Origin of the sequence: Protaetiibacter mangrovi, assembly GCF_024752305.1 — a bacterium.
GTDB classification, from domain to species: domain Bacteria; phylum Actinomycetota; class Actinomycetes; order Actinomycetales; family Microbacteriaceae; genus Homoserinibacter; species Homoserinibacter mangrovi.
In genome coordinates this window covers 294,425-319,945 of record NZ_JANTHX010000005.1, presented here as the reverse complement: position 1 = coordinate 319,945, position 25,521 = coordinate 294,425, and the positions used below count along the sequence as shown (strand labels likewise).

Annotated in this window: 22 protein-coding genes and 1 tRNA gene; 10 read left to right on the top strand and 13 right to left on the bottom strand. The window is 72.2% G+C overall.

The window, feature by feature from the left end; genetic code table 11:
* Positions 1–278: 278 nt before the first annotated feature.
* Positions 279–497 (top strand): ribbon-helix-helix domain-containing protein, encoded by a 219-nt coding sequence (locus NUH29_RS06425; RefSeq protein WP_258798201.1) that lies wholly within the window; start codon positions 279–281, stop codon positions 495–497.
* Complete coding sequence (locus NUH29_RS06420; RefSeq protein ID WP_308445752.1) at positions 494–862, top strand: type II toxin-antitoxin system PemK/MazF family toxin; 369 nt, start codon at positions 494–496, stop codon at positions 860–862. The genes NUH29_RS06425 and NUH29_RS06420 overlap by 4 nt, the downstream gene beginning before the upstream one ends.
* A 102-nt stretch (positions 863–964) precedes the next feature.
* Here the strand turns inward: NUH29_RS06420 and NUH29_RS06415 are convergent, their stop codons facing one another.
* Together NUH29_RS06415 and NUH29_RS06410 are read right to left on the bottom strand one after the other, a co-directional pair.
* Complete coding sequence (locus NUH29_RS06415; protein ID WP_258798200.1) at positions 965–2,665, bottom strand: amidase; 1,701 nt, start codon at positions 2,663–2,665, stop codon at positions 965–967.
* Positions 2,666–2,678: 13 nt separating this feature from the next.
* Positions 2,679–3,695, bottom strand: a complete 1,017-nt coding sequence (locus NUH29_RS06410) for an agmatine deiminase family protein (RefSeq protein WP_258798199.1) — start codon at positions 3,693–3,695, stop codon at positions 2,679–2,681.
* 245 nt (positions 3,696–3,940) lie between these two features.
* Between NUH29_RS06410 and NUH29_RS06405 the strand changes: the two genes are divergently transcribed.
* A complete protein-coding gene (locus NUH29_RS06405) occupies positions 3,941–5,386 on the top strand; it encodes an HNH endonuclease signature motif containing protein (RefSeq protein WP_258798198.1) in 1,446 nt (481 codons plus the stop codon).
* Positions 5,387–5,454: 68 nt separating this feature from the next.
* Here NUH29_RS06405 and NUH29_RS06400 read toward each other — a convergent pair whose 3' ends face one another.
* The gene (locus NUH29_RS06400) at positions 5,455–5,895 is read right to left on the bottom strand and encodes a VOC family protein (RefSeq protein ID WP_258798197.1); all 441 of its coding nucleotides are present in this window, start codon (positions 5,893–5,895) and stop codon (positions 5,455–5,457) included.
* Between the two features lie 62 nt (positions 5,896–5,957).
* On the opposite strand from NUH29_RS06400, the gene NUH29_RS06395 reads away from it, so the two are divergent.
* From NUH29_RS06395 to NUH29_RS06380, 4 genes are read left to right on the top strand one after another with little or no spacing between them, the layout of a single operon-like run.
* On the top strand, positions 5,958–6,521 hold the full coding sequence (locus NUH29_RS06395) for a dihydrofolate reductase family protein (protein WP_258798196.1): 564 nt from the start codon (positions 5,958–5,960) through the stop codon (positions 6,519–6,521).
* A gap of 9 nt (positions 6,522–6,530) precedes the next feature.
* Positions 6,531–7,400 (top strand): carbohydrate kinase family protein, encoded by an 870-nt coding sequence (locus tag NUH29_RS06390; RefSeq protein ID WP_258798195.1) that lies wholly within the window; start codon positions 6,531–6,533, stop codon positions 7,398–7,400.
* A gap of 47 nt (positions 7,401–7,447) precedes the next feature.
* A complete protein-coding gene (locus NUH29_RS06385) occupies positions 7,448–8,473 on the top strand; it encodes an LLM class flavin-dependent oxidoreductase (RefSeq protein WP_258798194.1) in 1,026 nt (341 codons plus the stop codon).
* A 35-nt stretch (positions 8,474–8,508) separates the two neighbouring features.
* Positions 8,509–8,928 (top strand): GNAT family acetyltransferase, encoded by a 420-nt coding sequence (locus NUH29_RS06380; RefSeq protein ID WP_258798193.1) that lies wholly within the window; start codon positions 8,509–8,511, stop codon positions 8,926–8,928.
* 18 nt (positions 8,929–8,946) lie between these two features.
* Here the strand turns inward: NUH29_RS06380 and NUH29_RS06375 are convergent, their stop codons facing one another.
* Positions 8,947–9,633 (bottom strand): Type 1 glutamine amidotransferase-like domain-containing protein, encoded by a 687-nt coding sequence (locus tag NUH29_RS06375; RefSeq protein ID WP_258798192.1) that lies wholly within the window; start codon positions 9,631–9,633, stop codon positions 8,947–8,949.
* A 34-nt stretch (positions 9,634–9,667) separates the two neighbouring features.
* Here NUH29_RS06375 and NUH29_RS06370 point away from each other — a divergent pair, with 34 nt between their 5' ends.
* Together NUH29_RS06370 and NUH29_RS06365 are read left to right on the top strand one after the other, a co-directional pair.
* On the top strand, positions 9,668–10,744 hold the full coding sequence (locus tag NUH29_RS06370) for a sodium:calcium antiporter (protein ID WP_258798191.1): 1,077 nt from the start codon (positions 9,668–9,670) through the stop codon (positions 10,742–10,744).
* Positions 10,745–10,833: 89 nt separating this feature from the next.
* On the top strand, positions 10,834–12,540 hold the full coding sequence (locus tag NUH29_RS06365; protein ID WP_258798190.1) for a cytochrome c biogenesis protein DipZ: 1,707 nt from the start codon (positions 10,834–10,836) through the stop codon (positions 12,538–12,540).
* Positions 12,541–12,571: 31 nt separating this feature from the next.
* Here NUH29_RS06365 and NUH29_RS06360 read toward each other — a convergent pair whose 3' ends face one another.
* Both NUH29_RS06360 and NUH29_RS06355 read right to left on the bottom strand, forming a co-directional pair.
* A complete protein-coding gene (locus tag NUH29_RS06360; protein ID WP_258798189.1) occupies positions 12,572–17,713 on the bottom strand; it encodes an Ig-like domain-containing protein in 5,142 nt (1,713 codons plus the stop codon).
* A 286-nt stretch (positions 17,714–17,999) separates the two neighbouring features.
* A tRNA-Ala gene (locus tag NUH29_RS06355) sits at positions 18,000–18,075 on the bottom strand.
* Between the two features lie 66 nt (positions 18,076–18,141).
* Here NUH29_RS06355 and NUH29_RS06350 point away from each other — a divergent pair.
* Positions 18,142–18,705, top strand: a complete 564-nt coding sequence (locus NUH29_RS06350; RefSeq protein WP_258798188.1) for an antibiotic biosynthesis monooxygenase — start codon at positions 18,142–18,144, stop codon at positions 18,703–18,705.
* Here the strand turns inward: NUH29_RS06350 and rsfS are convergent.
* From rsfS to obgE, 7 genes are read right to left on the bottom strand one after another with little or no spacing between them, the layout of a single operon-like run.
* On the bottom strand, positions 18,680–19,057 hold the full coding sequence (gene rsfS, locus NUH29_RS06345) for a ribosome silencing factor (protein ID WP_258798187.1): 378 nt from the start codon (positions 19,055–19,057) through the stop codon (positions 18,680–18,682). The genes NUH29_RS06350 and rsfS overlap by 26 nt on opposite strands.
* A 29-nt stretch (positions 19,058–19,086) precedes the next feature.
* Positions 19,087–20,964 carry a hypothetical protein gene (locus tag NUH29_RS06340; RefSeq protein WP_258798186.1) on the bottom strand — a complete coding sequence of 626 codons (1,878 nt, stop codon included), beginning with the start codon at positions 20,962–20,964 and terminating at the stop codon, positions 19,087–19,089.
* Entirely contained in the window at positions 20,961–21,563 is a 603-nt protein-coding gene (gene nadD / locus NUH29_RS06335; RefSeq protein ID WP_258798185.1) for a nicotinate-nucleotide adenylyltransferase, read from the bottom strand. The genes NUH29_RS06340 and nadD overlap by 4 nt, the downstream gene beginning before the upstream one ends.
* Before the next feature lie 9 nt (positions 21,564–21,572).
* On the bottom strand, positions 21,573–21,776 hold the full coding sequence (locus NUH29_RS06330) for a hypothetical protein (RefSeq protein ID WP_258798184.1): 204 nt from the start codon (positions 21,774–21,776) through the stop codon (positions 21,573–21,575).
* Positions 21,777–21,795: 19 nt separating this feature from the next.
* A complete protein-coding gene (locus NUH29_RS06325) occupies positions 21,796–23,061 on the bottom strand; it encodes a glutamate-5-semialdehyde dehydrogenase (RefSeq protein ID WP_258798183.1) in 1,266 nt (421 codons plus the stop codon).
* Between the two features lie 49 nt (positions 23,062–23,110).
* Positions 23,111–23,905: a glutamate 5-kinase gene (proB, locus tag NUH29_RS06320; RefSeq protein WP_258798182.1), complete on the bottom strand. Its 795-nt coding sequence runs from the start codon at positions 23,903–23,905 to the stop codon at positions 23,111–23,113.
* Positions 23,902–25,449, bottom strand: coding sequence for a GTPase ObgE (gene obgE / locus NUH29_RS06315; RefSeq protein ID WP_258798181.1), 1,548 nt, complete (start codon positions 25,447–25,449; stop codon positions 23,902–23,904). Before obgE ends, proB begins: the two co-directional genes overlap by 4 nt.
* Between the last annotated feature and the right edge of the window lie 72 nt (positions 25,450–25,521).

Here is a 25,521-nt window from a genome sequence, read left to right as displayed (position 1 = left end):
CGGTAGGGACTGTTGTCGGGTCATCCGAGGTTGGGAACGGCCAGCCCCACGGCCGTGCCGCCGGGGTGCGGCGACCGGTCGAGTCTAGCCGCGGCTGGTTTCGACACGCGCCCTGCGGGCGCTACTCAACCAGCTGGGGTGCACCACCAGCGGATTGAGTAGCGCCGAAGGCGCGTGTCGAAATCGCGCAGCGGATTGAGTAGCGCCAAAGGCGCGTGTCGAAATCAGCCCACCGCAGACCGGTAGCACCTACGGTATGACCGCGGTAGCATCGACGCATGAGCAGCGTCAAGGTCAGCATCAGCCTGCCGAGCGACGACCTCGCCTACGTCGACACCCAGACGCTCTCCGGGCGGTACGCGAGCCGCTCCGCCGCGCTGCACGACGCCATCCGGATGCTGCGCGAGAGCGAGCTCGCCGACGCCTACGCCGAAGCTTTCGGCGAGTGGCAGGACGACGGCTGGGAGAGCACAGCGGCCGATGGGCTGGGCGCGTGAACGGATCCGCGACGGCGCTGCTGCGTCGGGGAGCCATCGTGCTGGTCGGCTTCGATCCGGTGGTGGGGTCGGAGGCGGCGAAGTCCCGACCCGCCGTCATCGTGAGCAACAACACCGCGAACGCCGCCGCGACGCGGGCGAACGGCGTCGTCACCGTCGTGCCGATCACGAGCAACACGACCCGCGTGTACCCCTTCCAGGCCCTGCTGCCCGCATCCGCCACCGGCCTGCCCCGCGACTCGAAGGCGCAGGCGGAGCAGGTGCGCACCGTGTCGGTGTCGCGGATCGCGGGTGCCGCCGGGTGGGTGCCGGCCGAGCTGATGGGTGAGGTCGACGAGGCGTTGCGGGTGCACCTGGGGTTGTAGCGGGGGGCCGATTTCGACACGCCGCTTCGCGGCTACTCAATCAGCCGGAGGGGCCGCTTCGCGGCTACTCAATCAGCGGGAGGTGGGTTGCCCCGCGGCTACTCAATCAGCCGGAGGCAGCGGGGGCGGCACGCGGCCGGGGGCGAGGGTCTCGAGGGCGGCGGCGTAGCGCAGCAGGGCGGTGTCGTCGAAGCCGCGGCCGGCGATCGTGAGGCCCGCCGGCATCCGGATGTCCGACATGAGCCCCATCGGCACGGTCACCGTCGGCACGCCGAGGTGGCGGATGGCGAGGTTGCCGTTCGCCACCCACACGCCGTTGCGCCAGCCGAGCTCCGCCGAGGCGGGGTTCACGTCCATGTCGGCGGGGCCGACATCCGCCACCGCCGGGAAGACGACGGCGTCGAGGCCGTGCTCGTCCATCCACTCGTCGAGGTCGACACGGCGGGTCTCCTCCAGGCCACGCACACCGTATTCCAGCTCGGGCATGTCGTCCCAGGTGGCGTCCGGATGCGCGCGCACCCAGTCGGGGTAGCCGGCGATGTCGTCGTCGAAGCCCGTGTAGCGGTCGGGCAGCGCGCCTTCCGAGTGCGGGAAGACGCGCGTGCCGTCGACCCCCACGAGCGACGACAGCGCGGGGTCGCCGTTGGCGGCGAGGAAGTCCTCCCACGCCCAGGCCGACAGGTCGAGCAGCTCGCGGTCGAGGTACTCGGGCGAGACGAGGCCGCGGGTGGCGATCGTGGGGGCTCCGGCGCGGTCGCCCTCGTAGTTCGACACGAGCGGGAAGTCGACCTCCACCACGGCGGCGCCCGCCGCGACGAGCGCGTCGCGCATCCGCTCCCACAGCTCGATCACGGTCGGACGGGTGTCGATGCGCTGCCCCGTCGGGCCGCCGATGCCCGTCGCGTCGATGCCGGCCGCGGCATCCGCGTTGACGTACATGCGCGGCACCCCGAAGCGGCGCCCGGCGAGCTCGCGCACGGCACCGGCCGCGTCATCCGGCAGCAGGGCCGCATACGACACGGGCCGCAGCTCGGACGCCGCCCGGATCGGCACCCACGGCTGCGCGCGCCAGAAGTCGCCGCGGGTCTCGGTGTCGTCGGCGACGATCGCGTCGAGCACCTCGAGCAGGTCTGCCATGGTGCGCGCGTACGGCACGACGACGTCCATGGTGGGCACGAGCGGCCAGTTGCCGCGGGTCGAGATCACGCCGCGCGAGGGGGTGTAGGCGCAGAGGCCGTTGTTGCTCGCGGGGCCGCGTCCGCTCGACCAGGTCTCCTCGGCGAGACCGAAGGCGGCGAAGCTCGCGGCGGTCGCGGTGCCGGCGCCGTTCGAGCTGCCGGAGGCGAACGGCGCCGTCAGGAACTCCGGGTTGTAGGGGCTCTCGGCGCGCCCGTAGAGGCCGCGCTGCATGCCGCCGTTCGCCATCGGGGGCATATTGGTGAGGCCGAGGCAGATCGCGCCGGCCGCGCGCAACCGCTCGATCGTGAAGGCGTCGCGCTGGGCGCGCAGCTCGGCGAAGGCGGGGCTGCCGGATGCCGCGGTGAGGCCGCGCACGAGGTAGGAGTCCTTCGCGGTGTACGGGATGCCGTCGAGGGGGCCTCGCGTGGCGCCCGCGGCCCGGCGTTCGTCGGATGCCTGCGCCTCCTCCCGGGCGGCGGGATTGCGCACCACGACCGCGTTGAGCTCGCCGTCGAAGCGGTCGATGCGCGCGAGGTACGCCTCGACGAGCTCGACCGCGGTCGTGCGCCCCTCCTCGAGCGCGGCGCGCAGCTCGGCGATCGACGCCTCGACGACGTCGATCATCGGGCGACCGCGCTCACACCGACACCGACGGCTGCTGCTGGGTGATGCAGTGGATGCCGCCGCCGCGCGCGAAGATCGGGCGCGCATCCACGGTCACCACGCGGCGCCCCGGGTACGCATCCGCCAGGATCTCGCGGGCCGCGGCATCCGCGCGCTCCTCGCCGAAGCCGCACGCGATGACGCCGCCGTTGACGACGTAGTGGTTCACGTAGCTCCAGTCGACGAGACCCTCGTGGTCGCGGATCGTCTCGGGCGCGGGCAGCTCGACCACCGTGAAGCCCTCGCCCGTGAGCAGCTCGCGCAGCTGGGCGGTCACCGCGTGATCCGGATGCGCGGGGTCGCGCTGGGTGTGCAGCAGCACCCGGCCGGGGCTCGGGAAGGTGGCGACGATGTCGATGTGGCCGTTGGTGCCGAAGTCGTCGTAGTCGCGGGTGAGGCCGCGCGGCACCCACACGACGCGCTCGGCGCCGATGGTGCGGGCGAACTCCGCCTCGACCTCGGCGCGGGTCCAGTCGGGGTTGCGGTGGTCGTCGAGCTGCACGGTGTCGGTGGCGAGCACGGTGCCGTGGCCGTCCACGTGGATGCCGCCGCCCTCGTTCACGAGAGCGGATGCGATCAGCTCGGAGTCGGTGAGCGCGGCGATCGTCGCGCCGTGCCGCGCGGACTTCGCGAAGTCCGCCCAGCCGCGGTCGCCCCATCCGTTGAACACCCAGTCGACGGCGCCGAGCACGCCCGGGCGCTCCGGGTCGAGCACGAAGGTGGGACCGTGGTCGCGCATCCAGAACTCGTCGACGGGTGCTTCGACGAGCTCGGCGACGTCGCCCAGCCGGGCGCGCGCGTTCGCGGTCTCGCTCGGGTCGACGAGCATCGTGACCGGCTCGAACTCGGCCACCGCGCGGGCGACGGCGCTCCAGGCGGCGTAGCACTCCTCGCGCTCCGCATCGGTGTCGCCGAGCGTCTGCCCGGCCACGGGGAACGCCATCCAGGTGCGGTCGTGCGAATGCGTCTCGGCGGGCATCGTCCAGGGCATGAGTCATCTTCTCGCGGATGCGGGGCGGGCACGAGTATCAGCTGGTCGAGGGGTGCCCGTGCGGTTCCACCCCCAGTCGATCGAGGAGCGCCCGCGCAGCGGACGCGTCTCGAGATCATCGGCGCACGCTCGAATCTTTCTCCGCATTTCTCGCGCATGATTCCGCACTTCGCTTGTATTTGTGTTCGATTCGCGATATCCTGACAACGTCGTGCCGACACCGTCTCTCCATCAGGAGTCCAGGAATGCTGCCGCTCGACCGCGCCCTGCTCGACAGGGCCACCGCCCTCGTCGACACGCTCGACGGCGCGCGCGTCGACCGCGTGGACGCGCTGACCGGCCTCGACACCGCGTCGCTGCTGACGACGATCCGCACCGCCGGCGACATGGCACGCATGGTCGACTCGCTCGGTGCGATCCTGTGCGGCGAGGTCACCCGCCGCACCCAGACGGATGCCGGCTTCCGCCGCGAGGTTCTCGGCGGCGACGTGGGCGGTCGCTTCGCCGGCGACTTGCTGCGCGAGACGTTCCGCGTCGCCGACGACACCCTGCGCGACTGGGAGCGGGTCGCCGAGGCGATCGAGCCGCGCACGACCCTGCAGGGCGAGCCGCTGCCCTGCCGTCACGAGGCGCTCGTGGATGCCGTGCTCGGCGCCGAGGTCACCGCGCGCTCCGCGGCGCTCATCGCCCGCGGCATCGACGCGGTCGCCGACCACGCCTCCCCCGACGACGTCGCCGCCGCCGAGTCGCTGCTGCTCGAGCACTCCAACGCGCTGACCACCCGCCAGCTCGCACGCGCCTGTCGTGCCGTGGCCGACCGCTTCGACCCCGACGGAGCCGAACCGCGCGAAGAGACGCTGCGGGCGAGGTCGTCGCTCACGCTGCGCCAGTTGCCGAACGGTCTCACGCGCCTCATCGCCGACCTGCACCCCGAGGCGGCCGGGTTCGTGCGCACCGCCCTCGACGCGCAGACCGCGCCGCGGCGGCAAGTGGCGTTCACCGATGCGGCGGCCGACGTCTCCGCCGGTGCAGCCGACTCTGCCGCTGGGGCCGACGCCGCCGGTGCAGTCGACGCCGTCGGTGCAGCCGGCGCCCCGCTTCCCGATTCGGCGATCGACGACCGCCGCACGCTCGCCCAGAAGCGGGTCGACGCGCTCACCACGATGGCGCGCGACTTCCTCGCGCACGATCGCGGCACGCTCGCCGGCACCGCCGTGACCATGCTCGTCACCGTGCCGCTCGAGACACTGCAGTCCGGCATCGGCACCGCGACCATCGCGGGGGTCGACGAGCCCATCTCGGCCTCCACCGCCCGCCGCCTCGCGGCCGACGCCGAGATCATCCCGGCGGTGATGGGCGGCGAGTCCCAGGTGCTCGATCTCGGCCGCTGCGAGCGCCTCTTCTCCGAGGCCCAGCGTCGGGCGCTGTCCCTCATCGACGGCGGACGCGTCGGGCCCGGCTGCGATGTGCCACCCGCCTGGTGCGAGGTGGCGCACATCCTGGCTTGGATCCTCGGCGGCGAGACCGACCTCGAGAACGGGGCGCTCATGTGCCCCTGCCACCACCGACGATTCGACCTCGACGGGTGGGGCTTGAGTCGCGAAGGCGGCGTGCCGTACCTGATCCCGCCACCGTGGCTCGACCCCGCGCAGACCCCGCTGCGGGCGGGGCGGATGCCGCTCGCCGCGTAGGCGGAATGGGAGACGCGACGGGCTGCGTCGACGGCGATTTCGAGACGCGTCCGCTTCGCGGGCGCTGCTCAATCGCCTGCGGTCACGTCCTCCGCGAACATCACGATGATGCCGCTCGGCCCGCGCACGTAGCTGAGCTTGTAGACGTCGCGGTAGTTCGCCACGCCCCGGAGCGGATGGCATCCGTGGCGCGCCGCGACCGCGAGCGCCTCGTCGATGTCGTCCACCTGGAACGCCACGCGGTGCATCCCGATCTCGTTCGGCAGCGTCGGCCGCGTCTCGATCGCCTCCGGGTGCAGGTACTCGAACAGCTCGATACGCACCTCGCCCCCGGGCGTGGCGAGCATCGCGATCTTCGCGTGGTTGCCGTCGAGCCCCACGACGGTGTCGGTCCAGTCGCCGCTGACCTCGTCGCGACCGACCACCGTGAGACCCAGGTCGGTGAAGAACGCGATCGCCGCGTCGAGGTCGCGCACCGCGATGCCGACGTTGTCGATCCGGATGGCCATGACGGGCACGTTACTCCCGGCGCCCGGCGCCGCCGTCGGCGCCCCGGCGTACCGTCGCACCCATGGCACGCATCCGCTACGACACCGCGACCACCCTCGACGGGCGCATCGCCGACCCCGCGAACTCGCTCGCCTGGTTGTTCTCGGTGCCCGGCTCCTCCGACGCCGAGCAGCAGGTCGAGCTGCCCGACGCCGCCGTGCAGGTGATGGGGTCCACCACCTACCTCTGGGTGCTCGACGAGCTCGCGGCCCTCGAGCACCCCGAGAAGTGGGCCGCCTCCTTCGCGGCCACCCCCGTCTTCGTCTTCACGCGCCGCGACCTCCCGACCCCCGCCGGCGCCGACGTGCGCTTCGTGAACGCGGCCGTCGCGGATGCGCTCCCCGCCATCCGCGCCGCCGCCGGAGACGGCGACATCTGGGTGGTGGGCGGCGGAGACCTCGCCGGACAGTTCCTCGACGCCGGCGCCCTCGACGAGATCGCCGTCACGATCGCGCCCGTCACCCTCGGCGACGGCGCGCCGCTGTTCCCGCGGCGCCTCGAATCCGATCGGCTGCATCTGGTCGAATCGCATGCGGTCGGCCAGTTCGTGCGAGCCGTCTACGGGGTGCGCGCCGTCCAGTCCTAGCCTGAGGGCATGACCGCACGCGTGGTGGTGATCGGCGACGCCCTCATCGACGAGCTCGTCGACGACACCGGCACCACCCACATCGTCGGCGGCTCCGCGCTCAACGTGGCGGTCGGTCTCCGCATCCTCGGCGTTCCCGCCGGACTCGTCGCGATGATCGGCGACGACGTCGACGGCGCCCTCATCCGCGCCCACCTCGCCGACCACGGCGTCGAGCTGCACCCCACGATCACGCCGCACGGCACCGGCGTCGCGCGCTCCGAGCGCATCGACGGCGAGCCCCGCTACAGCTTCAGCGACTCGATGGTGGGCCGCACCCTCGCCTTCGACGACGCCCAGCGCGCCGCCATCGCGAGCGCCGAGGTCGTCGCCGTCAGCGGGTTCCCGTTCGACGTCGCCGCGCAGACCGCGCTGCTGACGCAGGCCGTGGAGGGCCGCCCGTTCGTCGCCGTCGACCCGAACCCGCGCACCGGCCTGCTGCACGATGCCGACGCCTTCCGCGACGCCCTCGAGGCCTTCGGCGGCACCGCGCAGCTCATCAAGCTCGGCGACGACGACACCCGCCTGCTCTGGGGCGAGCCGGTCGCCGACGTCGCCCCGCGGCTGCTCTCGCGCTACCCCTACGTGCTCGCCACCGAGGGCGGCGACGGCGCCAGCATCCGCATCGGCGACGCGCGCTGGCGGCATCCCACGCTCGCCACCCCGGATGCCGTGGTCGACACGATGGGCGCCGGCGACGCCGTCTTCGCCTCGGTGCTCGCCGAGCTCGCCGGCACCGCGATCCCCGACATCGAGTGGTACGACGCGCTCGGCCGCGCCATGGCGATCGCCGCCGCCACCATCGCCCACCCGGGCGCCCTGCTGCGCACGCCGAGCTGATCTCCCGCGAGGGAATGACCCATGCATCCGCATACGTTGGAGACCTCGTGAAGAAGATCGGATTCCTCTCGTTCGGCCACTGGTCGGCCTCCCCCGGCTCGCACACGCGATCGGCCTCCGACGTGCTGCTGCAGTCGATCGACCTGGCGGTCGCCGCCGAAGAGCTCGGCGCCGACGGCGCCTACTTCCGCGTGCACCACTACGCCACCCAGCTCGGCAGCCCCTTCCCGCTGCTCGCCGCCGCGGGCGCCAAGACCAGCCGCATCGAGCTCGGCACGGGCGTCATCGACATGCGCTACGAGAACCCGCTCTACATGGCCGAAGACGCCGGCGCCGCCGACCTCATCGCGGGCGGTCGCCTGCAGCTCGGCGTCAGCCGCGGCTCACCCGAGTCGGTCATCGACGGCTGGCGCTACTTCGGCTACGACGCCCCCGACGGCCTCACGATGGCGGATGTCGCCCGCAACAACACCGAGGTGTTCCTCAAGGTCATCGACGGCGCGCGTTTCGCCGAGCCGAACCCGCGTCCCATGTTCCCGAACCCGCATCCGGGTCCGCTCGGCATCCAGCCGCAGTCGCCGGGACTCCGCGACCGGATCTGGTGGGGCGCCGGATCCGACTCCACTGCCGTGTGGGCGGCCGAGCAGGGAATGAACCTCATGAGCTCGACGCTCAAGGAGGACGAGTCGGGCGAGCCGTTCCACGTGCAGCAGCGGAAGCAGATCGAGAAGTTCCGCGCCGCGTGGGCCGAGGCCGGCCACGAGCGCGAGCCCCGGGTCTCGGTGAGCCGCTCGATCTTCGCCCTCGTGGACGACGACGACCACCGCTACTTCGGCCACGGCCGGCGCGACGACAGCGACCAGTTCGGCGAGCTCGACGACTACCGCGCCGTCTTCGGCCGCAGCTACGCCGCCGAACCGGACGTGCTGATCGAGCAGCTGCGCGAGGACGAGGCGATCGCGGCGGCCGACACCCTGCTGCTCACGATCCCCAACCAGCTCGGCGTCGACTACAACGCGCACGTGCTGGAGGCGATCCTCACCCACGTCGCCCCGGAGCTCGGCTGGCGGTAGGGCGCCGGCGCGCGCGGCTGCGGCACACTGGAGCGATGCGCATCCGCCCCTTCGCCCCCGACGACACGGAGGCGGTCGTCGCGCTCTGGGAGGCGGCCGGGCTGACCCGGCCGTGGAACGACCCCCGCGCCGACATCGCCCGCAAGTCCACAGTGCAGCCCGAGCTCTTCGTCGTCGCCGAAGACGGCGACGGCCGCATCGTCGGCTCGGTGATGGCCGGATACGAGGGCCACCGAGGCTGGATGAACTACCTCGCGAGCGCCCCCGACGCCCGCGGCGCCGGTATCGGCCGCGCCCTCGTCGCACACGTCGAGGCGGCGCTGCTCGCGCTCGGCTGCCCGAAGGTCAACCTGCAGGTGCGCGCCGACAACGCCCACGCCGTCGCGTTCTACCGGCACCTCGGCTACCGCGTCGACGACACCATCGACCTCGGCAAGCGCCTCATCGCCGACTGAGCGGCCGGTGATGGCGGCTCAGACCGCGACGCCCGCGACCAGGTGCAGCGGATCGCCCTCGGTCACCAGCTCGGGGTCCGCGTCCGGATCGCGGATCACCAGACCCGACGCGTCGTCGAGGAACCACACCTCGCCCCCGAACCGCGCCGCGGCCGCGATCGCCCGCTCGTCGTAGCGCTCCCCCATGAAATCGGCGCCGCGGTGCGCGATCACCACCCAGTCGAACAGCGGCACCGCGGCCGACACCTCGTCGAGAGCCAGCCCGAGCATCGCGAGCTCGTCGGTGTCGCCGAACGCGATCGCGGCCTCCGTGTGCCGACGGGAGAAGATCATCGACCCGGCGCTCATGCCCACGTAGACCGTCGTGGTCAGCAGCTCGGCGAGCATCGGGTCGTGACCCCGCCACGCGCGCGCGAGCCAGTGGTTGCTGCCGCCGAAGCAGTACACGACGTCGGCGTCGCGCAGACGCTGCTGGAGGAGCGCCGACGTAGCCCCGGCGAGAGACATCACGTCGAACTGCGCCCACCCGAGCCCCTGCATGCGATTCAGGTCCCGGATGAGCGAGCCCTTGTCACCGGGGAAGGGCAGGATCGCGTCCAGCACGTAGACGATCCGCGCCTCGGCGAAGGGCTTGCCGAGCAGTTCGGCGAGCTCCGCCTGCAGGGTGCCGTTCGTGATCCCGTTCGACGTCAGCATCATCCGCATGTGCACATCGTGCCACCGGTGCTCTACTGGGTGGATGGACTCCCTCCCCCTCTGGCTGCTCGCGCTGATCTTCGCCGCCGCGGCCGCCGTGGTGTGGGTGGCGGGAGTGCAGCTCTCGAAGGCGACCGACGTGCTCGACGCGCGGTTCCACATCGGCAGCGCGTTCGGCGGCCTCATCATCCTGGCGATCGCCACCAACCTGCCCGAGATCGCGATCACCGTGAGCGCCGCCGTCTCCGGCAACCTGGGCGTCGCGGTCGGCAACATCCTGGGCGGCATCGCCCTGCAGACCGTCGTGCTCGTCGTGCTCGACCTGTTCGGGCGCCGCCAGGACGGCGCGACGCTCGCCGGCCCGCTCACCTTCCGCGCGGCGTCGCTCGTGCTGGTGCTCGAGGCGATCGTGCTCGTCACCGTGCTCGGATTCGTCGTGGCGGGCACCCAGCTGCCGGGTTCGCTGCTCGTCGCGCGGATGACGCCGGATGCCGTGCTCATCGCGGTCGCGTGGGTCGCGGGGCTGCTCGTCATCCGCCGCGCGCAGAAGCACCTGCCGTGGCGTCTCGTGCACGCCGAGGCGTCGAAGGACGCGTCCGCACCCGCCTCGCGCGCGCGGAAGCGGCATCCGTCGAAGCGCCACGACGCCCTCTCGACCCCGAAGGTGCTCGCGCTCTTCGCGGCGTCGGCGGTCGCGACGCTCGCGGCGGGCGTCGTGCTCGAGCTCTCGGGCGACGCCGCCGCGTCCGAGCTCGGGCTCTCGGGCGTGCTGTTCGGCGCGACGGTGCTCGCGCTCGCCACCTCGCTTCCCGAGATCTCGACCGGGCTGCAGGCGGTGCGCCAGGGCGACGACGAGCTCGCGATGAGCGACATCTTCGGCGGAAACGCCTTCCTGCCGGTGCTGTTCCTCGTGGCGACGCTCGTCGCGGGCGAGCCGGTGCTCGCCTCCGCCCACGACTCCGACATCTACCTCACGGCGCTCGCGATCGTGCTGACCCTCGTCTACACGGTCGGCCTGATCCTGCGACCGAAGCGCCGCCTGCTCGGCATGGGCGTCGACTCGCTCGTCGTGCTCCTGCTCTACGCGGTCGGGGTCGCGGGGCTCTTCGCGCTCGCCTGATCGCGTCGCCCCACGCCGATCCGCGAAGCGCTCCTTACCGTTCCGTCAGGATTCGGCGCGCGCGGAGGGCGCGGGGCTAGCGTGTGTGCGTGACGCTGGTGTTCATCGGGCTGGTCGGGGGTCTCCTCACCGGCATCTCGCCGTGCATCCTGCCGGTGCTCCCGGTCGTCTTCCTCGGCGGGGCCACCCGCGGCACCGCCGGCACCGCCGCCGCGGATGCGCGACCGAGCCGAGCGCGCCCCCTCCTCATCGTGCTGGGTCTCACGCTCAGCTTCGCCGTCTTCACCCTGTTCGGCACCGTCGTGCTGACCCTGCTGCACCTGCCCGCCGACCTCATCCGCTGGCTCGGGCTCATCGTGCTCGTGCTGCTGGGGCTCGCGATGATCGTCCCGGCGGTCGGCCACCTCGTCGAGAAGCCGTTCGCGTGGATCCCGCAGCGCTACGTCGACCCGGATCGCGGCGGTTTCGTGCTGGGACTCGCCCTCGGCGCCGTGTTCGTGCCGTGCGCGGGGCCGGTGCTCGCGGCGATCACGGTGGCGGGCGCCACAGGCGCGCTCGGCTGGGGCACGGTCACCCTCACCCTCGCGTTCGCGGTCGGCTGCGCGATCCCCTTGCTCGTCTTCGCGCTCGCCGGGCAGCAGCTCGTCACCCGCATCGCGGCGTTCCGCAAGCGGCAGCGTCTCGTGCAGATCGTCAGCGGCAGCGTCATGATCGCCCTCGCGATCGCGCTCACCTTCAACGTCACCGACCTCATCCAGCGCACGATCCCGAACTACACGGAGGCCGTGGCGGCCGCCGCCGGCAGCGGGGTCAAGAGCGCGCTCGGGGGCGAGCGCTCGGGCGCCGACAAGCTGCTGCACTGCCAGATCGAGGCCTCCTACGACGTCATCGACGGAGACGACTGCGGACCGGCGCCCGAGTTCGCCGGCATCGAGCAGTGGCTGAACACCCCGGGCGACGCCCCCCTCACGATGGCGGGGCTCGAGGGCCGCGTCGTGCTCGTCGACTTCTGGGCGTACTCGTGCATCAACTGCCAGCGCGAGCTGCCGCACGTCGAGGCCTGGGCGAACGCGTATGCGGATGCGGGACTGACGGTCGTCGGCGTGCACACCCCCGAGTACGCGTTCGAGCACGTGCCCGACAACGTGAAGGCCGGGGCCGAGCGCATCGGCGTCACCTTCCCGATCGCGCTCGACAACGACTACGGCACCTGGAACGCCTACGACAACGACGTGTGGCCGGCGACCTACCTCGTCGACGCGACCGGCACCATCCGCTACGTGCTCTACGGCGAGGGCTCCTACAGCTACGAGGAGGAGCTCATCCGTCAGCTGCTCACCGAGGCGAACCCGGATGTCGCGCTGCCGGCGTCCGTGCAGCTGCCGGTGACGACCCCCACCGACCCCGCGCAGAGCCGCGAGACCTACCTCGGCGCCGACCGCTCGCAGTTCTACGCGGGCTCGGGCGACTACAGCCCGGGCACCCGCGCGTTCGACGACGCGCGGGGGCTCCCCGACGGCGGCTACCAGCTCACCGGAACCTGGACGATCGGCTCCGAGTCGATCACGGCCGGCGAGGACGCTTCCATCGCACTGAACTACCACGCGGCGAAGGTGTACCTGAACGTGGGCGGCGAGGGCACGCTGCGGGTGACCTCGGGTGCGATCACGACCACGATCGAGGTCTCGGGGCCGCCCAACATCCGCACGGTCGTCTCGACCACCGCACCCGACGACGGCGAGGTGACCATCGAACTGAGCCCGGGCCTCGCGGCCTACTCGTTCACGTTCGGATGATCACCCCGCCGGGGCGGCACCTGCACTTCCCTCAGCAGGTACCGAGCAGGGTCCACGGACCCCACGGCGTGGCGTCGGGCGCCTGGTTGCGCGTCCACCAGCGCGCCGTCCAGACCTTCCCGTCGAACACGACCTTCTCGCCGCCGGTGTAGATCCAGGTGGGCGTCCAGTCCTGCACATCCCCGCTCGCGCACTGGTTCCACGCACCGAACTCGGACCACGCGCCCCAGGGCGTCGAGCCCGGCAGCTCGCCCTTCGTCCACCACTGGGCGAAGAAGATCCGGTCCCCGCGCGAGACCGTGTCGCCCGCGGTGTAGACGGTGCTCGGCGACCACCCGGACGGCACCGGCCGCCACTGCGCGTAGAGCGTCACGGCGTGCACGGCCGGGTCGCCGACGAGCTGCGCGACCGTCGTGTCGGCGTCGAGCGCGAGACCCGTGCCGTCCGGCTCGGTGTTCCAACCCGCGAAGGTGTAGAGCGGTCGGGCGAACGCGTCGTCGGCGGCATCGAGGCCGGCATCCGTCCAGAGCAACCCGTCGCGCGCCGCCGGCGCACCCCCGGTTCCGCCGTTCAGCGCGTACGTGACCGCGTACTCGCCCGCGACGGCGGCGGCCCACGAGAGCATCGGCGACTGCGCGTTCGTGGCCCGCAGGATGAGGGTCACGGGTCCGTCGGCCGCGAGGTCGATGTCGTACGCGAGCACCCGACCCGGCGTGCCGCCGTCGAGCGTCACGGCGTCGACCGCGTGATCCTCGCCGTCGTAGCGCAGGATGACGTCCTCGCTGCGGGAGTTGCCCGGCCACCACGAGTAGCTGCCCGCCGCGATCGAATACCGTCCCGCCGCGAGGGTGAAGGTGTAGCTCACCTCCGCGCCGACCTGGTTGGCGGTGTACATGCCGGTCGTGGTGGTCTTGTCGTACGGTCCCGCGACGACGCCCTTGTACGAGATGCTCGTCGCGCCCGACGCGGTGCGCCCGCCGTGACCCCAGGTCGCGTCGCCCTGGAGCACCTGGTCGGGTGCGGGGTTCAGCAGCCCGCCGGTGAGCGCCGAGATCGCGGCGTAGCTCGGCGAGTCGTAGCCGAGCGCTCCGCCCGCGGTCGCGTTGACGTCGGCGAACGCCACCGTGCCCGGCGGCACCACCTCGATGCGCGCCTCGGTCGACGCCGAACCGTAGCGTCCCGTCACGACGACCGTCGACCATGCGGTGTCGAACTGCGCGCCGGAATCCCAGGTCACCGGGATCTCGCGCGTCGTGCCGTCGGTCAGCGTCGCCACCACGGTCGCGGGCAGCGCCGGAGACGAGCCCGTGTAGGTGGCGAGACTCACGGGCGCGATGCTCGCGATCCGCGCCGCGAGCGGATGCGAGGCCGCCCGGATGCGCTCGGCCAGCTGCCCGGCGCCCTCCGCGTCGAGGCGGTACCCGGCCGGGTCGTCCACCGCCGCCTGCCCCATCGCGATGACGTCCTGCAGCAGCTGCCACTGGCCGTCCGTGAAGTCGCCGGTGTGGGCCACCACGCGGCCCGCCGTCACGGCATCCGCGAGCGCGCCGGCCGAGGCCGCCACGTCCGACGACGAGCTCACCACGCCGACCGCGTCGACGTTGAGGGTGCCCGCCACCACCTCGAGCCGCACCGTGTGCGTCCCGTAGGGCAGCCCCCGCAGCGTGAACGTCTGCTGGTACGACCCCGTGGCGCGCGTCGCCGCCGCCGCCTGGATGAGCGTGCCGTCGACGGTCACCGCGAGCTTCGCGCTGCCGTCGTTCACCCCGATCACGTCGAGACCCGAACCGGTGAAGCCGTAGCTCACCGACGCCCCCGGCGCCGTGTTCTTCGCCGTCGTGCGCTGGTAGGTGTACATGTCGGCGCCCATCGCGAGCGCCCACGAGCCCTCGTAGACGAGCTTCGCGTCGCGCGCCGCCGTCAGGTCGTAGGTCTCGAGCCCGTCGAGGTACTCGCCGTAGTAGGGCGTGTAGCCGTCGACCCGCTCGACCTCGAGGTCGTCGAACCAGGTGTAGTGGAATCCGCTGGCGAGGTCGACGTAGCCCGAGAGCACCGCCGCCGGGTCGGTCCAGTCGGCCAGCTGCTCGCCGTCGACCCACGCCGTGATCCGGTCACCCGCGACCCGCAGCGACAGGGCGTGCCAGGCGGCCGCATCCCAGTCGGCTCCGCCGAGCGTGCCCGTCGACACGGCCTGCCCGTAGCGCAGGCCGCCGAGCGTGCCCGTCGACACGGCCTGCCCGTAGCGCAGGAACTGCCACCCGCCGTCGGAGCCGAGCTTGATGGCGTACGGCGTCCCGTTCAGGTTGTTCGAGCTGCCGCCGCCCGAGGATCGGGCCCCGAGCGCCGCGTAGTTGTCGGAGGCGACCCCGGTCTCGAAGCGCACGTCGACGGATGCGCGGTAGTTCGTCCAGCGCCGGTCGCCGATGCCGGTGATCGGATCGCCGCCGTTCCACGCGCCGCCGACACCCGTCGCGTCGCGGTCGACCTGCTGACGCAGCACGTAGCCGTCGTCGTCGGTGAGGTAGGCCTCGAAGCTGCCATTGCGGTCCCAGTTGTAGAGCGGGGTGGCGCCCGTGTCGCCGCCGCGCGAGTCGATGAACGACTCGGTCGCCCCGGTCGGCTCGCCGTCGGCGCCGTAGACCGGCACGGTCAGGTCGCTGTAGTCGAAGTCGTCGGCCCACAGCGTGCCGTCCGCCGGGTCGGAGTCGAGCACGGTGCGCTCGCCCTCGACGGGCAGCGGGGTCGTCCAGCCGGCGTCTCCGCTGACGTCGAGGGTCGTGACGGTCACGATCGAGTAGGGCTTCACGGTGAGCGTGTAGCGCCCGGATGCGTCGGCCGTGAGGTCGGCGACGTGCTGCTTGTAGTTCGCGTCGAAGGCCTCGCCGTCGTCGGCCGCGCGGGTCTCCCACACGGCGAGCCGGGCGCCCGCGGGCAGGTCGAACCCGGTCGGCGTGACGGTGTACGCGCGGCTGTACTGCGAGTCGTTCACGAACACCGTCGAGAAGTCCGAGGCGTCGGGCGCCGCGAGCGTCAGATAGTTCGGGGTGCCGTTGCGTCCGTTCACGGGGTTCGTGCCGCTCGCCCCGGATGCGCTCGCGCTCGGCATCGCGCGCCACACGTCGGCCGTGTTGTCGGCGTTCTCCCACCCGAGGTTCGCGAAGCTCGCGAAGTGCTGCAGCACGGCGAGCCCGCCGTCGTAGTGGATGAAGCCCGACCACGGGTCGCGCGCGCCGACGAGCTCCTTGGAGGAGTACTGACCGCCTTCGTAGAAGGAGCCGATCGCCGGCTGGTAGACGAAGTGCGTGCGGCGCGAGTTCACGAAGCCCTTGACGATGGTGTTCGCCATCTCGAGCGCGCTGCCCGTGCCCCCGATGCCGGTGCCGGGTGTCGTCGGGTCGGCCGTGTTGTTCGCGGGGCGGAACGAGGTGTTGCTGAAGGTGGCCTGCGCCTCCGAGTTCCAGACCTCGGTGTCGTACTGCTCGGCGAGCTTCGTGAAGTTCTTCGCCGAGTCGTCGTCGGTGTTGTAGTGGTAGCCCGCGACGGCGACCGCGTCGCGCAGCGACGCGTCGCTCACCATCTGGCTGCCGAAGGTGCCGACGCCCACCTCGTCCGAGATCACCACCTGGATGCGGTGGTACAGCTCGGCCTCGCCGGCGCGGAATCCGCTCGAGTCGGTGCGCACGCGATCCGCGTACTCCTTGGTCCAGTTCAGGTCGGCGCTGTGCTCGTTGACCCCCGGGTTCACGTAGTCGACCATGTAGCCGTAGGTGCGGTACGCGGCGAGGATCGTGTTCTTGTACCAGGTGTAGACGTCGTCGTTCGAGGTGACCCAGGCGGGCGCGTTCCAGCGCAGGATGCTGACCTTGAGATCCGGGTTGATCTTCTTCGCGTCGGCCGCCAACTGGAAGCCGGGGTCGCGCGCCACGTTCGCGGGCTCGTCCTCCCAGCGCATGGTCGCGGCCTCGGAGCCGGTCGAGTTGTTGCGATCGTCGCCCATCTCGATCTTGACGTGGTCCATGATCGGGTGCTCTCCCCCGAACAGCACCTGCAGCAGCTGGGCGTAGGCCTCGGGCTGCTGCGCCTTGTAGTCCATGAGCACCGAGCTGGTCGAGTTCGCCGACAGCACGCCGAAGCCCTTGAAGGTCAGGCCGTTGACGTTGTCCGCCGCGATGCGGGCCGCGTCCACCGTGATGTCGGTCGTCGTCGCCGGCACTGTCGCCACGGCGTCGTCGATCGCCTGCTCGACGTCGCCCGCCGCGATCGCGAACCAGCTGAGCGACGGCGCCTCTCCCCCGCGCTGCACGTAGGCGAGGCGGATGTCGGTCGCGCCCTCGGGGATCGTGAACGCATCAGTCACGAGCAGCCGGGAGGTCGTGCCCGCGGGGGTGTCGAGCGCGGCCCGCTCGAGCGGCGTGCTCGTGGCGGCTCCGGCGAGCGTGTAGCTGATGGTCGGCTCGATGAGGCGCGAGCGACCCTGGGATCCGGTGTAGAACTCGAAGAACCCGGACGAGAGCGTGTAGGTGCCCGGGTCGAGCGCGAGGCGGAAGGTGATGGCCGTGCCGTTCGTGCGCACCCCGAGCTCGTACTTGCCGTAGGCGGCGAGGGTCGCGGCGTCCGCGGGGTTGGGGTCGCCGCCGGTCACCGAGATCTTGTAGTTGTCGGTGCTGCTCGAGGTCCAGCCCCAGTCGGTGCTGCCGGCGAGGTAGCGCTGATCGGGCACGGCGTTGCGCAGCGTCGCGTCGGCGAGGGTCTCGACCCCGCTGTAGGCACGCGACTCGGTCTGCAGTGTCGAGTACGAGCGGGTCTGCGAGTCGCCGCCGTGCCCCGCGTCGACGAAGTACACGAGCGGGCTCTCGGCGGGCGGGATCACCTCGACCTCGGCGGTGATGCTCTGCCCGTCGGCGACGCCCGCGACCTGCACGGTGCGGTACGGCACCGTGAAGTCGTCGGCGTCGAGGTTCCAGCTGACCGCGTGATCGGTCGTGCCGTCCGAGACCGTGGCCGGCAGCGAGGTCTCGGCGAGCTCGTCGGCGCCGAGGTAGGCGGCGGCGTGCACGGTGGCGGGCAGCGCTGCCGCGCCGGCCGGTGTGGCGACGGCGACCACGGCGGATGCGACGAGGCCGGCGACGAGAATCGCGGAGGTGGTGGGCGCGAGGGGGCGCACGCGAGACATGGGAGGTCCCTTCTTCGTTGAAGTCCGACTCCGTGACCGAGGGGTCACCCTGCGATGATCACGTATCGATCACACCGTGTCAATAAAGATCGAAAATGATCACTTGACGAAGAGGTCGCCGAGCATGCCAGAAACGCCGGGATCAACTACCTCATCGTGGGGCCCCAGGGAGTGATCATTTTCGATCACGGCGTGTCGATCGAGGGCGCCGAGCCCCCGGAAATCCGGGCAGAACGCTCAACTCCGCGCGCGGCGATGCCGCCTGTGCGGAGGGCGAGAACCGATGTGGTGGATCTGAGGGGACTCGAACCCCTGACCCCCTGCATGCCATGCAGGTGCGCTACCAGCTGCGCCACAGACCCGTGGGCTGCCCCGTCTCCGGAGACAACTCGACAAGCTTACAACATGTCGGATGCGACGATGGACGCATGAGCGAACCCATCACCGTCGCCGTCACCCGCCACGTCGATCCGGAGCGGGCGGCGGAGGTCGCCGCCTGGGCCCGCGCCGGGCAGGATCTGCTGAGCGCGCGTCCCGGCTACCTCGGCTCGGGCTGGATCCGCCCCGACCCCGACAGCCCCGACTGGCACATGCTCTTCCGGTTCGCGGATGCCGACAGCCTCGCCGCGTGGGAGGCCTCCCCCGAGCGCGCCTGGTGGGTGGGATCCGCGCAGGGCCTCGTCGAGGACGCGCGCCACGAACGACGCACCGGCATCGAGGGCTGGTTCGACGAGCCGTCGTCGGTGGAGGTGGTCTCCTCCGCACCCCCGGCACCGCCGCGGTGGAAGCAGATGGTGGCGATCTTCATCGTGTTCTACCCGCTGAGCCTCGCCGCGAACGCCTTCTTCGGGTGGCTGATCCCGGGGTGGCCGCTCTGGCTGCGGGTGCTCGTCTCGGTGGTGACGGTGACGCCGATCATGACCTACGCGGCGCTGCCGCTCGTGACGCGAGCGCTGCGCCCGTGGCTCAGTCGGCCGTCGCGGGCGCGCTGAGGTCGAGCGGGATCACGGGCGCGTCCTTCCAGAGGCGCTCGAGCGAGTAGAAGAGCCGATCCTCCTGGTGGAAGACGTGCACGACGAGGTCGCCGAAGTCGAGCAGTACCCAGCGGCCCTCGGAGCGCCCCTCGCGGCGGATCGGCTTCGCGCCGATCTCGAGCAGCGCATCCTCGACCGCGCCGGCGATGGCGAGCACGTTGCGCTCGTTGTCGCCCGAGGCGAGCAGGAAGGCGTCGGTGAGGGGTAGCGGCCCGGAGACGTCGAGGGCGACGAGGTCCTCCGCCTTCTTGGCGTCGGCGGCGAGGGCGGCGACGCGCACGAGTTCGCGCGCGTGATCGGATGCGGTCACAGAGGGGGGTTCTTCCAGGTCACGTTCGCCTAGCCGAGCACACCGGAGGTGAGCGCGACGACGAGCAGGGTCACCACGACCACGGCCATACCGGCCGCGGCGACGATGAGGACGGTCAGCGCGCGGTTGCTGCGCTTCGGGGTGATGGTGCCGATGATCTCGCGCGAGGAGGTGTGGGTGCTGACGGCGCGCACTGCGCGCACCGGCTGCGAGTCGGTCGAGGCGACCTGCATGTCGCCCGGGTCGAGCAGGTTGTCGAGGTCGGCCTCGTCGAGCTGCGCCGGCAGCGCACCCGTCGACGAGAGGCTCGCGGGCAGCGAGATCGAGCCGGTCATGAGCACGTCTCCGGTGCTGGTGACCGAGCTCACGATGATGTCGGGGTTCGGGATCTCGGGCAGCACGAGCGCGTTCGCGGTGGCGGGGCCCCCGCCGACGCTGCGCGAGATGGCGCCGGTGGCGGGCTGCGCTTCGTCGTCGAGCTCCGCCTGACGCGACCAGTGGTTGCGCGGGCGCTCCGCCGGCGGCTGCGAGGTGCTCACGGGAGGCGCGGATGCGGCGGCCGGGGCGACCGGCGCGGCGGACGACTGCGGCGGCACGGGCGCGACCGAGGGCTGGGCGGGCGGCGCGTACTGCGCCGGGGCGGACGGCTGCGCGGGTGCCGGCGGGGTCGGCGCGGCGTACTGCGCCGGAGCGGATGCCGTGGTGCTCGGCTGCCCGGGGGTCAGCCCGCCCCACGGGGGCGGCACCACGGCGTCGGACGGCGGTGCCGCCGGGGCGGGGGCAGCGGACGCGGTGCTCGGCGGCGGGAACGTCGGCTGCGGCTGCGCGGGAACCGACGGCTGCGCGGGAGCTGACGGCTGCGCGGAGGGCTGCGGCGGTGCGTAGGCGGGCGCGGCGGACTGCTCGGGCGCGGGGGCGACGACGGGGCTCGCACCGCTCTGGGCGCGGAACAGCGCCTCGAGGCTCGCGAGGGCGTCCGTGCGGGGCTCCTCCGGCTCGACGAGCGGCGGTGGGCTCGGCGGCGTCGCGGGCGCGGCGGCCTGCGGGTAGGCGGGCGGAGCGGACGCCTGCGGGTCGTGCTGCGGGGCCGGCGCCAGCAGGGCGTCGAACGCGGGAGCGGCACTCGGCGTCGCGGGCGCGGCCGAGGCGGTGGGCTGGGGCTCCGGCGACGCCGGGACGGGTCCCGCGGTGAACGGGGCGAGCCACGACGGGGCGTCCACCTGTGCGGACGGCTGCGGCGCGGCGGCGTCGGGCGTCGCGGGCACAGGCGCGGCAGGCGCAGGGGCTGCGGGAGCCGCCGAGGCGAACGGAGCCGACGGGGCGGCCGTCGGGTAGACGGGCGCCCCGGAGGGCTGGGCGGGCTCGTCGGAGACCGGCACGATGCCGGCGGCGCGGTCCTGCGCCTCGCGCATGGCCCGCAGCTCACGGCGGCTCATCGTGCCCTCGACGTCGCCCTGCGGAACAGCGGGCGACGCGGTCGGGTAGGCCGGCGCCGCAGACGGTGTCGCGGGCGCGACCGGCGAGTACGCGGGCGGCGCGGACGACTGCTGCTCGACGCGGTTCTGCGTGCGGTAGTCGAGGTCGCTCGACTCGGTGGGCGGCTGCCAGCCCTGGCGGGCGGCGCGACGGCCCTCCGGGCTGAAGTCGCGGTAGCGGTACCCCGCGTCGGCCTCCTCGGCGGTCGCGGGCGGGGTGGTGGGCTGGGCGACCGGCGCGTCGTACTGCGGCAGCGGGGTGCGGCCCTGGGTGACGTAGTTCAGGGGCTCGGGGGTTGCATCCGGGGTCGCCGGCGGCACGGTTCCCGCCGCGCCGTCTCCGGATGCGGCGGCCTGGGCGGCGCGGGCGGCTTCGGCCTCGCGCTCCCGGATCTCGCGCCGCGACAACGGCTGATCCTGGTAGGTCGTCATGTCGTACTCCGATACAGGTGGTGCTTGGAGATGTACTGCACAACACCGTCGGGGACCAAGTACCACACCGGGTAACCCCGGGCCACTCGCTCACGGCACTCCGTCGAGGAGATCGCCAGAGCGGGCACTTCCAACGAGCTTACGCCAGCCTCCGGCAATCCGCGAATGTCGAGGGCGTGCCCCGGTCGCGACACGGCGACGAACTGGGCGAGCTCCCAGAGCTCGTCGACGTCCTTCCACTGCACGATCTGGGCCACCGCATCGGCGCCCGTGATGAAGAACAGCTCCGCGTCCGGACGCTGCGTGCGGAGGTCCCGCAGGGTGTCGATCGTGTAGGTCGGGCCGTCGCGATCGATGTCGACGCGGCTCACCGTGAACCGCGGATTGGATGCGGTCGCGATGACCGTCATCAGGTAGCGGTGCTCGGCGGGACTCACCGCGGACTTCATCCACGGCTGCCCGGTCGGCACGAAGACCACCTCGTCGAGGTCGAAGGTCTGCTGCACCTCGCTCGCCGCGACCAGGTGGCCGTGGTGCACGGGGTCGAAGGTTCCGCCCATGACGCCGATCCGGGGACGGCGCGCGGCTCCTTCGCTCACGGAGCGAGCCTAGTGGTGGCCGCCACCGTGTCCGTGGGCGTCGTCATGAGCGGCCACCTTGTCGGCGTGGCGGTTCGAGACGTCGCGGTAGCTGTAGGTGACGAAGGCCAGCACGATGAAGACGGCGGCGGCGATGAGCGCGAACACCCACGGCGGGGCGATGAGCGGGGCGGGCTCTTCTTCGGCGATCGCGACCAGGAGCGTGCTGAGCATGGGACGAGTCTAGTGGAGGTCAGCCGCGCGTCTGGCCCTCGCCGCGCACGATCCACTTCGTGCTCGTCAGCTCGGGCAGGCCCATCGGGCCGCGCGCGTGGAGCTTCTGGGTCGAGATGCCGACCTCGGCTCCGAAGCCGAACTCGCCGCCGTCGGTGAACCGCGTCGAGGCGTTCACCATGACGACCGCCGAGTCGACCTCGGCGAGGAAGCGGTTCGCCGTCGCCATGTCGTTCGTGACGATCGACTCGGTGTGGTGGGTCGAATAGCGGCGGATGTGGGCGAGCGCGTCGTCGAGGTCGTCGACCACCTTGACGGAGAGGTCGAGGCTCATGTGCTCGGTCGCCCAGTCGTCGTCGGTGGTGGGGACCGCATCCGGGTACAGGGCGCGGGTGCGCTCGTCGCCGTGGATCGTGACCCCGTTGTCGTGGAGCGCGGCGAGCACGGGCGGCAGCAGGCGCTCCGCGGCCTCCGCGTCGACGAGGAGCGTCTCGAGGGCGTTGCAGACGCTCGGGCGCTGCACCTTGGAGTTCACGGCGATCTCGGTCGCCATCCGCTCGTCGGCCGTCTTGTCGAGGAACAGGTGCACCACACCGGCGCCCGTCTCGATCACGGGCACCTTCGACTCGCGCACCACCGTGTCGATGAGGTTGGCGGAGCCGCGCGGGATGAGCACGTCGACCTGGGCCCGCGCCTGCATGAGCTGCGTGGCGCCGTCGCGGCCGAACTCGTCGATCGTCTGCACCGCGTCGGCGGGGAGGCCCACCGAGGCGAGGGCGCCCTGGATGAGCTCGACGAGCACGCGGTTGGTGTTCTCGGCGGCGGAACCGCCGCGCAGCACGACGGCGTTGCCCGACTTGAGGGCGAGGGCGGCGATGTCGATGGTGACGTTGGGGCGCGCCTCGTAGATCGCGCCGACGACGCCGAACGGCACGCGCACCTGGGTGAGCTGCAGTCCGTTCGGCAGCGTCGACCCGCGCAGCACGGTGCCGATCGGGTCGGGCAGGGCGATGATGTCGCGGGTGGCGGCCGCGAGGCCCGCGAGACGCTGCTCGTCGAGGCGCAGGCGATCCTGCAGGCCCTGCGACAAGCCGTTCTCGCGGCCGTTGGCGAGGTCGAGCTCGTTGGCGGGCAGGATGCGCTCGGCACCGGACGCGACGGCGACGGCGATGGCCTCGAGCCCCGCGTTCTTGCGGGCGGTGGACGCCTGCGCGAGCGCGATCGAGGCGGTGCGGGCGGCGGTCAGCTTGTCGTCGAGGCTGAGCGCGGTTGCGGTCTCCGACATGTGCCGAGTCTAGCGAGGCTGATTTCGACACGCGGCCTGCGGCCGCTACTCAATCAGCGGCGGGCGCGGGCTCGAACCAGGTGCCGGTCTCGGCGCCCGAGAGGGCGTCGGCGACGTTCGCGGTCGACGCGAGCAGCACGGCCGTGCCGGAGGCGGCGGCGAGCTTCGCGGCCGCGATCTTGGTGCCCGCACCCCCGGTGCCGACGCCTGCCGCGCCGATGTCGCCGAGCTCGACCCCCGCGAGGTCGTCGTCGAACGCCACGAAGTCGATCGCCCGCGCCCCCGGCTCCTGCGGCGGCCGGGTGTAGAGCGCGTCGACGTCGGAGAGCAGCACGAGCAGGTCGGCGTCGATGAGCTCGGAGACGAGCGCGGCGAGCCGGTCGTTGTCGCCGAAGCGGATCTCGTGGGTCGCGACCGTGTCGTTCTCGTTGACGATCGGCAGGATCCGCAGGTCGAGCAGCCGCTCGATGGCGCGCTGGGCGTTGCCGCGGTGCGTCGGGTTCTCCAGGTCGCCGGCGGTGAGCAGCACCTGCCCCGCGACGATCGCGTAGCGGCGCAGCGACTCCTGGTAGCGGTAGATGAGCAGGTTCTGCCCGACGGCGGCCGCGGCCTGCTGGGTCGCCAGATCGGTGGGGCGGGAGTCGAGGCGCAGGTACGGCATGCCGCTCGCGATGGCGCCCGACGACACCAGCACGACCTCCGCGCCGCGCTCGTGGGCTGCCGCGAGGGCGTCGACGAGCGGTTCGATCTGGCCGACGTTCGCGCCCGAGATGGAGCTCGAGCCGACCTTCACGACGATGCGCTTCGCATCCGCGATCGCCCCGCGCAGCGCCTCGGGACTCATCGGCCCTCCCCCGGCCCGAACACCTCGACGTCGCCGTCGTCGAACGGCTCGTCGTCCTCGTCGTCGGCCCACAGGCCGGCCTCGCGCTCGGCGTCGAGCTCGGCGCGCGCGGCGGCCTTGGCGTCCATCCGCTCGTGGTAGCGCTCGCGCCGCTCCGCACGGGTGGCGCGCTGGTTCTCGTCGAGGCGCGCGTCGGTGCCGCGCGGCGAGGTGATGAGCTCGGCGGTCGAGGTGAGCGTGGGCTCCCAGTCGAACACCATCTCGCCGATCACGACGGTGGAGCCGGGCACGGCGCCCTTCTCGAACAGCTGCTCCTCGACGCCGAGCTTCGCGAGCCGGTCGGCGAGGTAGCCGACGGCCTCGTCGTTGGTGAAGTCGGTCTGCTCGACCCAGCGCTCGGGCTTCGCGCCGACGACGCGGTAGGTGGTCTCGGTGCCGCCCTCTACCTTCACCTCGAACTCGACCTCGTTCACGGCCTTCGGACGGATGACGATGCGCGCGGGCGGCGGCGTCTGGGCCTTCGCGGCACGGTCGGCCTCGACCAGCTCGGCGAGCGCGAACGAGAGTTGGCGCAGCCCGCCATGGCTGACCGCCGACACCTCGAACACGCGGTAGCCGCGCTGCTCGAGCTCGGGGCGCACGAAGTCGGCCAGCTCCTGACCGTCGGGCACGTCGACCTTGTTGAGGGCGATGAGCTGCGGACGCTCGAGCAGCGGCGTCTGCCCCTCGGGCACCGGATACGCGGCCAGCTCGCCGAGGATCACGTCGAGGTCGGAGATCGGGTCGCGGCCGGGCTCGAGGGTGGCGCAGTCGAGCACGTGCAGCAGGGCCGTGCAGCGCTCCACGTGCCGCAGGAACTCGAGGCCCAGCCCCTTGCCCTCGCTCGCGCCCTCGATGAGACCCGGCACATCCGCGATCGTGTAGCGGACCTCGCCCGCCTCGACGACGCCGAGGTTCGGGTGCAGGGTCGTGAAGGGGTAGTCGGCGATCTTCGGCTTCGCGGCCGAGAGCGCGGCGATGAGGCTCGACTTGCCGGCGCTCGGGTAGCCGACGAGCGCGACATCCGCGACCGTCTTCAGCTCGAGCACGACATCGCCCTCGAAGCCCTGGGTTCCGAGCAGCGCGAAGCCGGGCGCCTTGCGCTTGGTGGTGGCGAGCGCCGCGTTGCCGAGCCCGCCCTGACCGCCGTCGGCCACGATGAAGCGCATGCCCGGCTCGACGAGGTCGACGAGCTGGGTGCCGTCGGGGTCGGAGACGACCGTGCCGACCGGCACCGGCAGCACGAGCTCCTCGCCCTGGTAGCCCGAGCGGTGGTCGCCCATGCCGGGGCCGCCGTTGCCGCTGACGCGGTGCGGGGCGCGGTGGTAGTTCAGCAGGGTGGTGACCTGCGGGTCGGCGACCAGCACGATGTCGCCGCCGTGGCCGCCGTTGCCGCCGTCGGGACCGGCGAGCGGCTTGAACTTCTCGCGGCGCACCGAGACGCATCCGTGGCCGCCGTGGCCCGCGCGCAGGTGCAGGGTGACCTGGTCGACGAAGGTCGCCATCCGCTGCTCCTGATCTGTGTGGTCGGTCGGTACAAACGACGAAGGGCGAGCCTCAGCCCGCCCTTCGCGAAA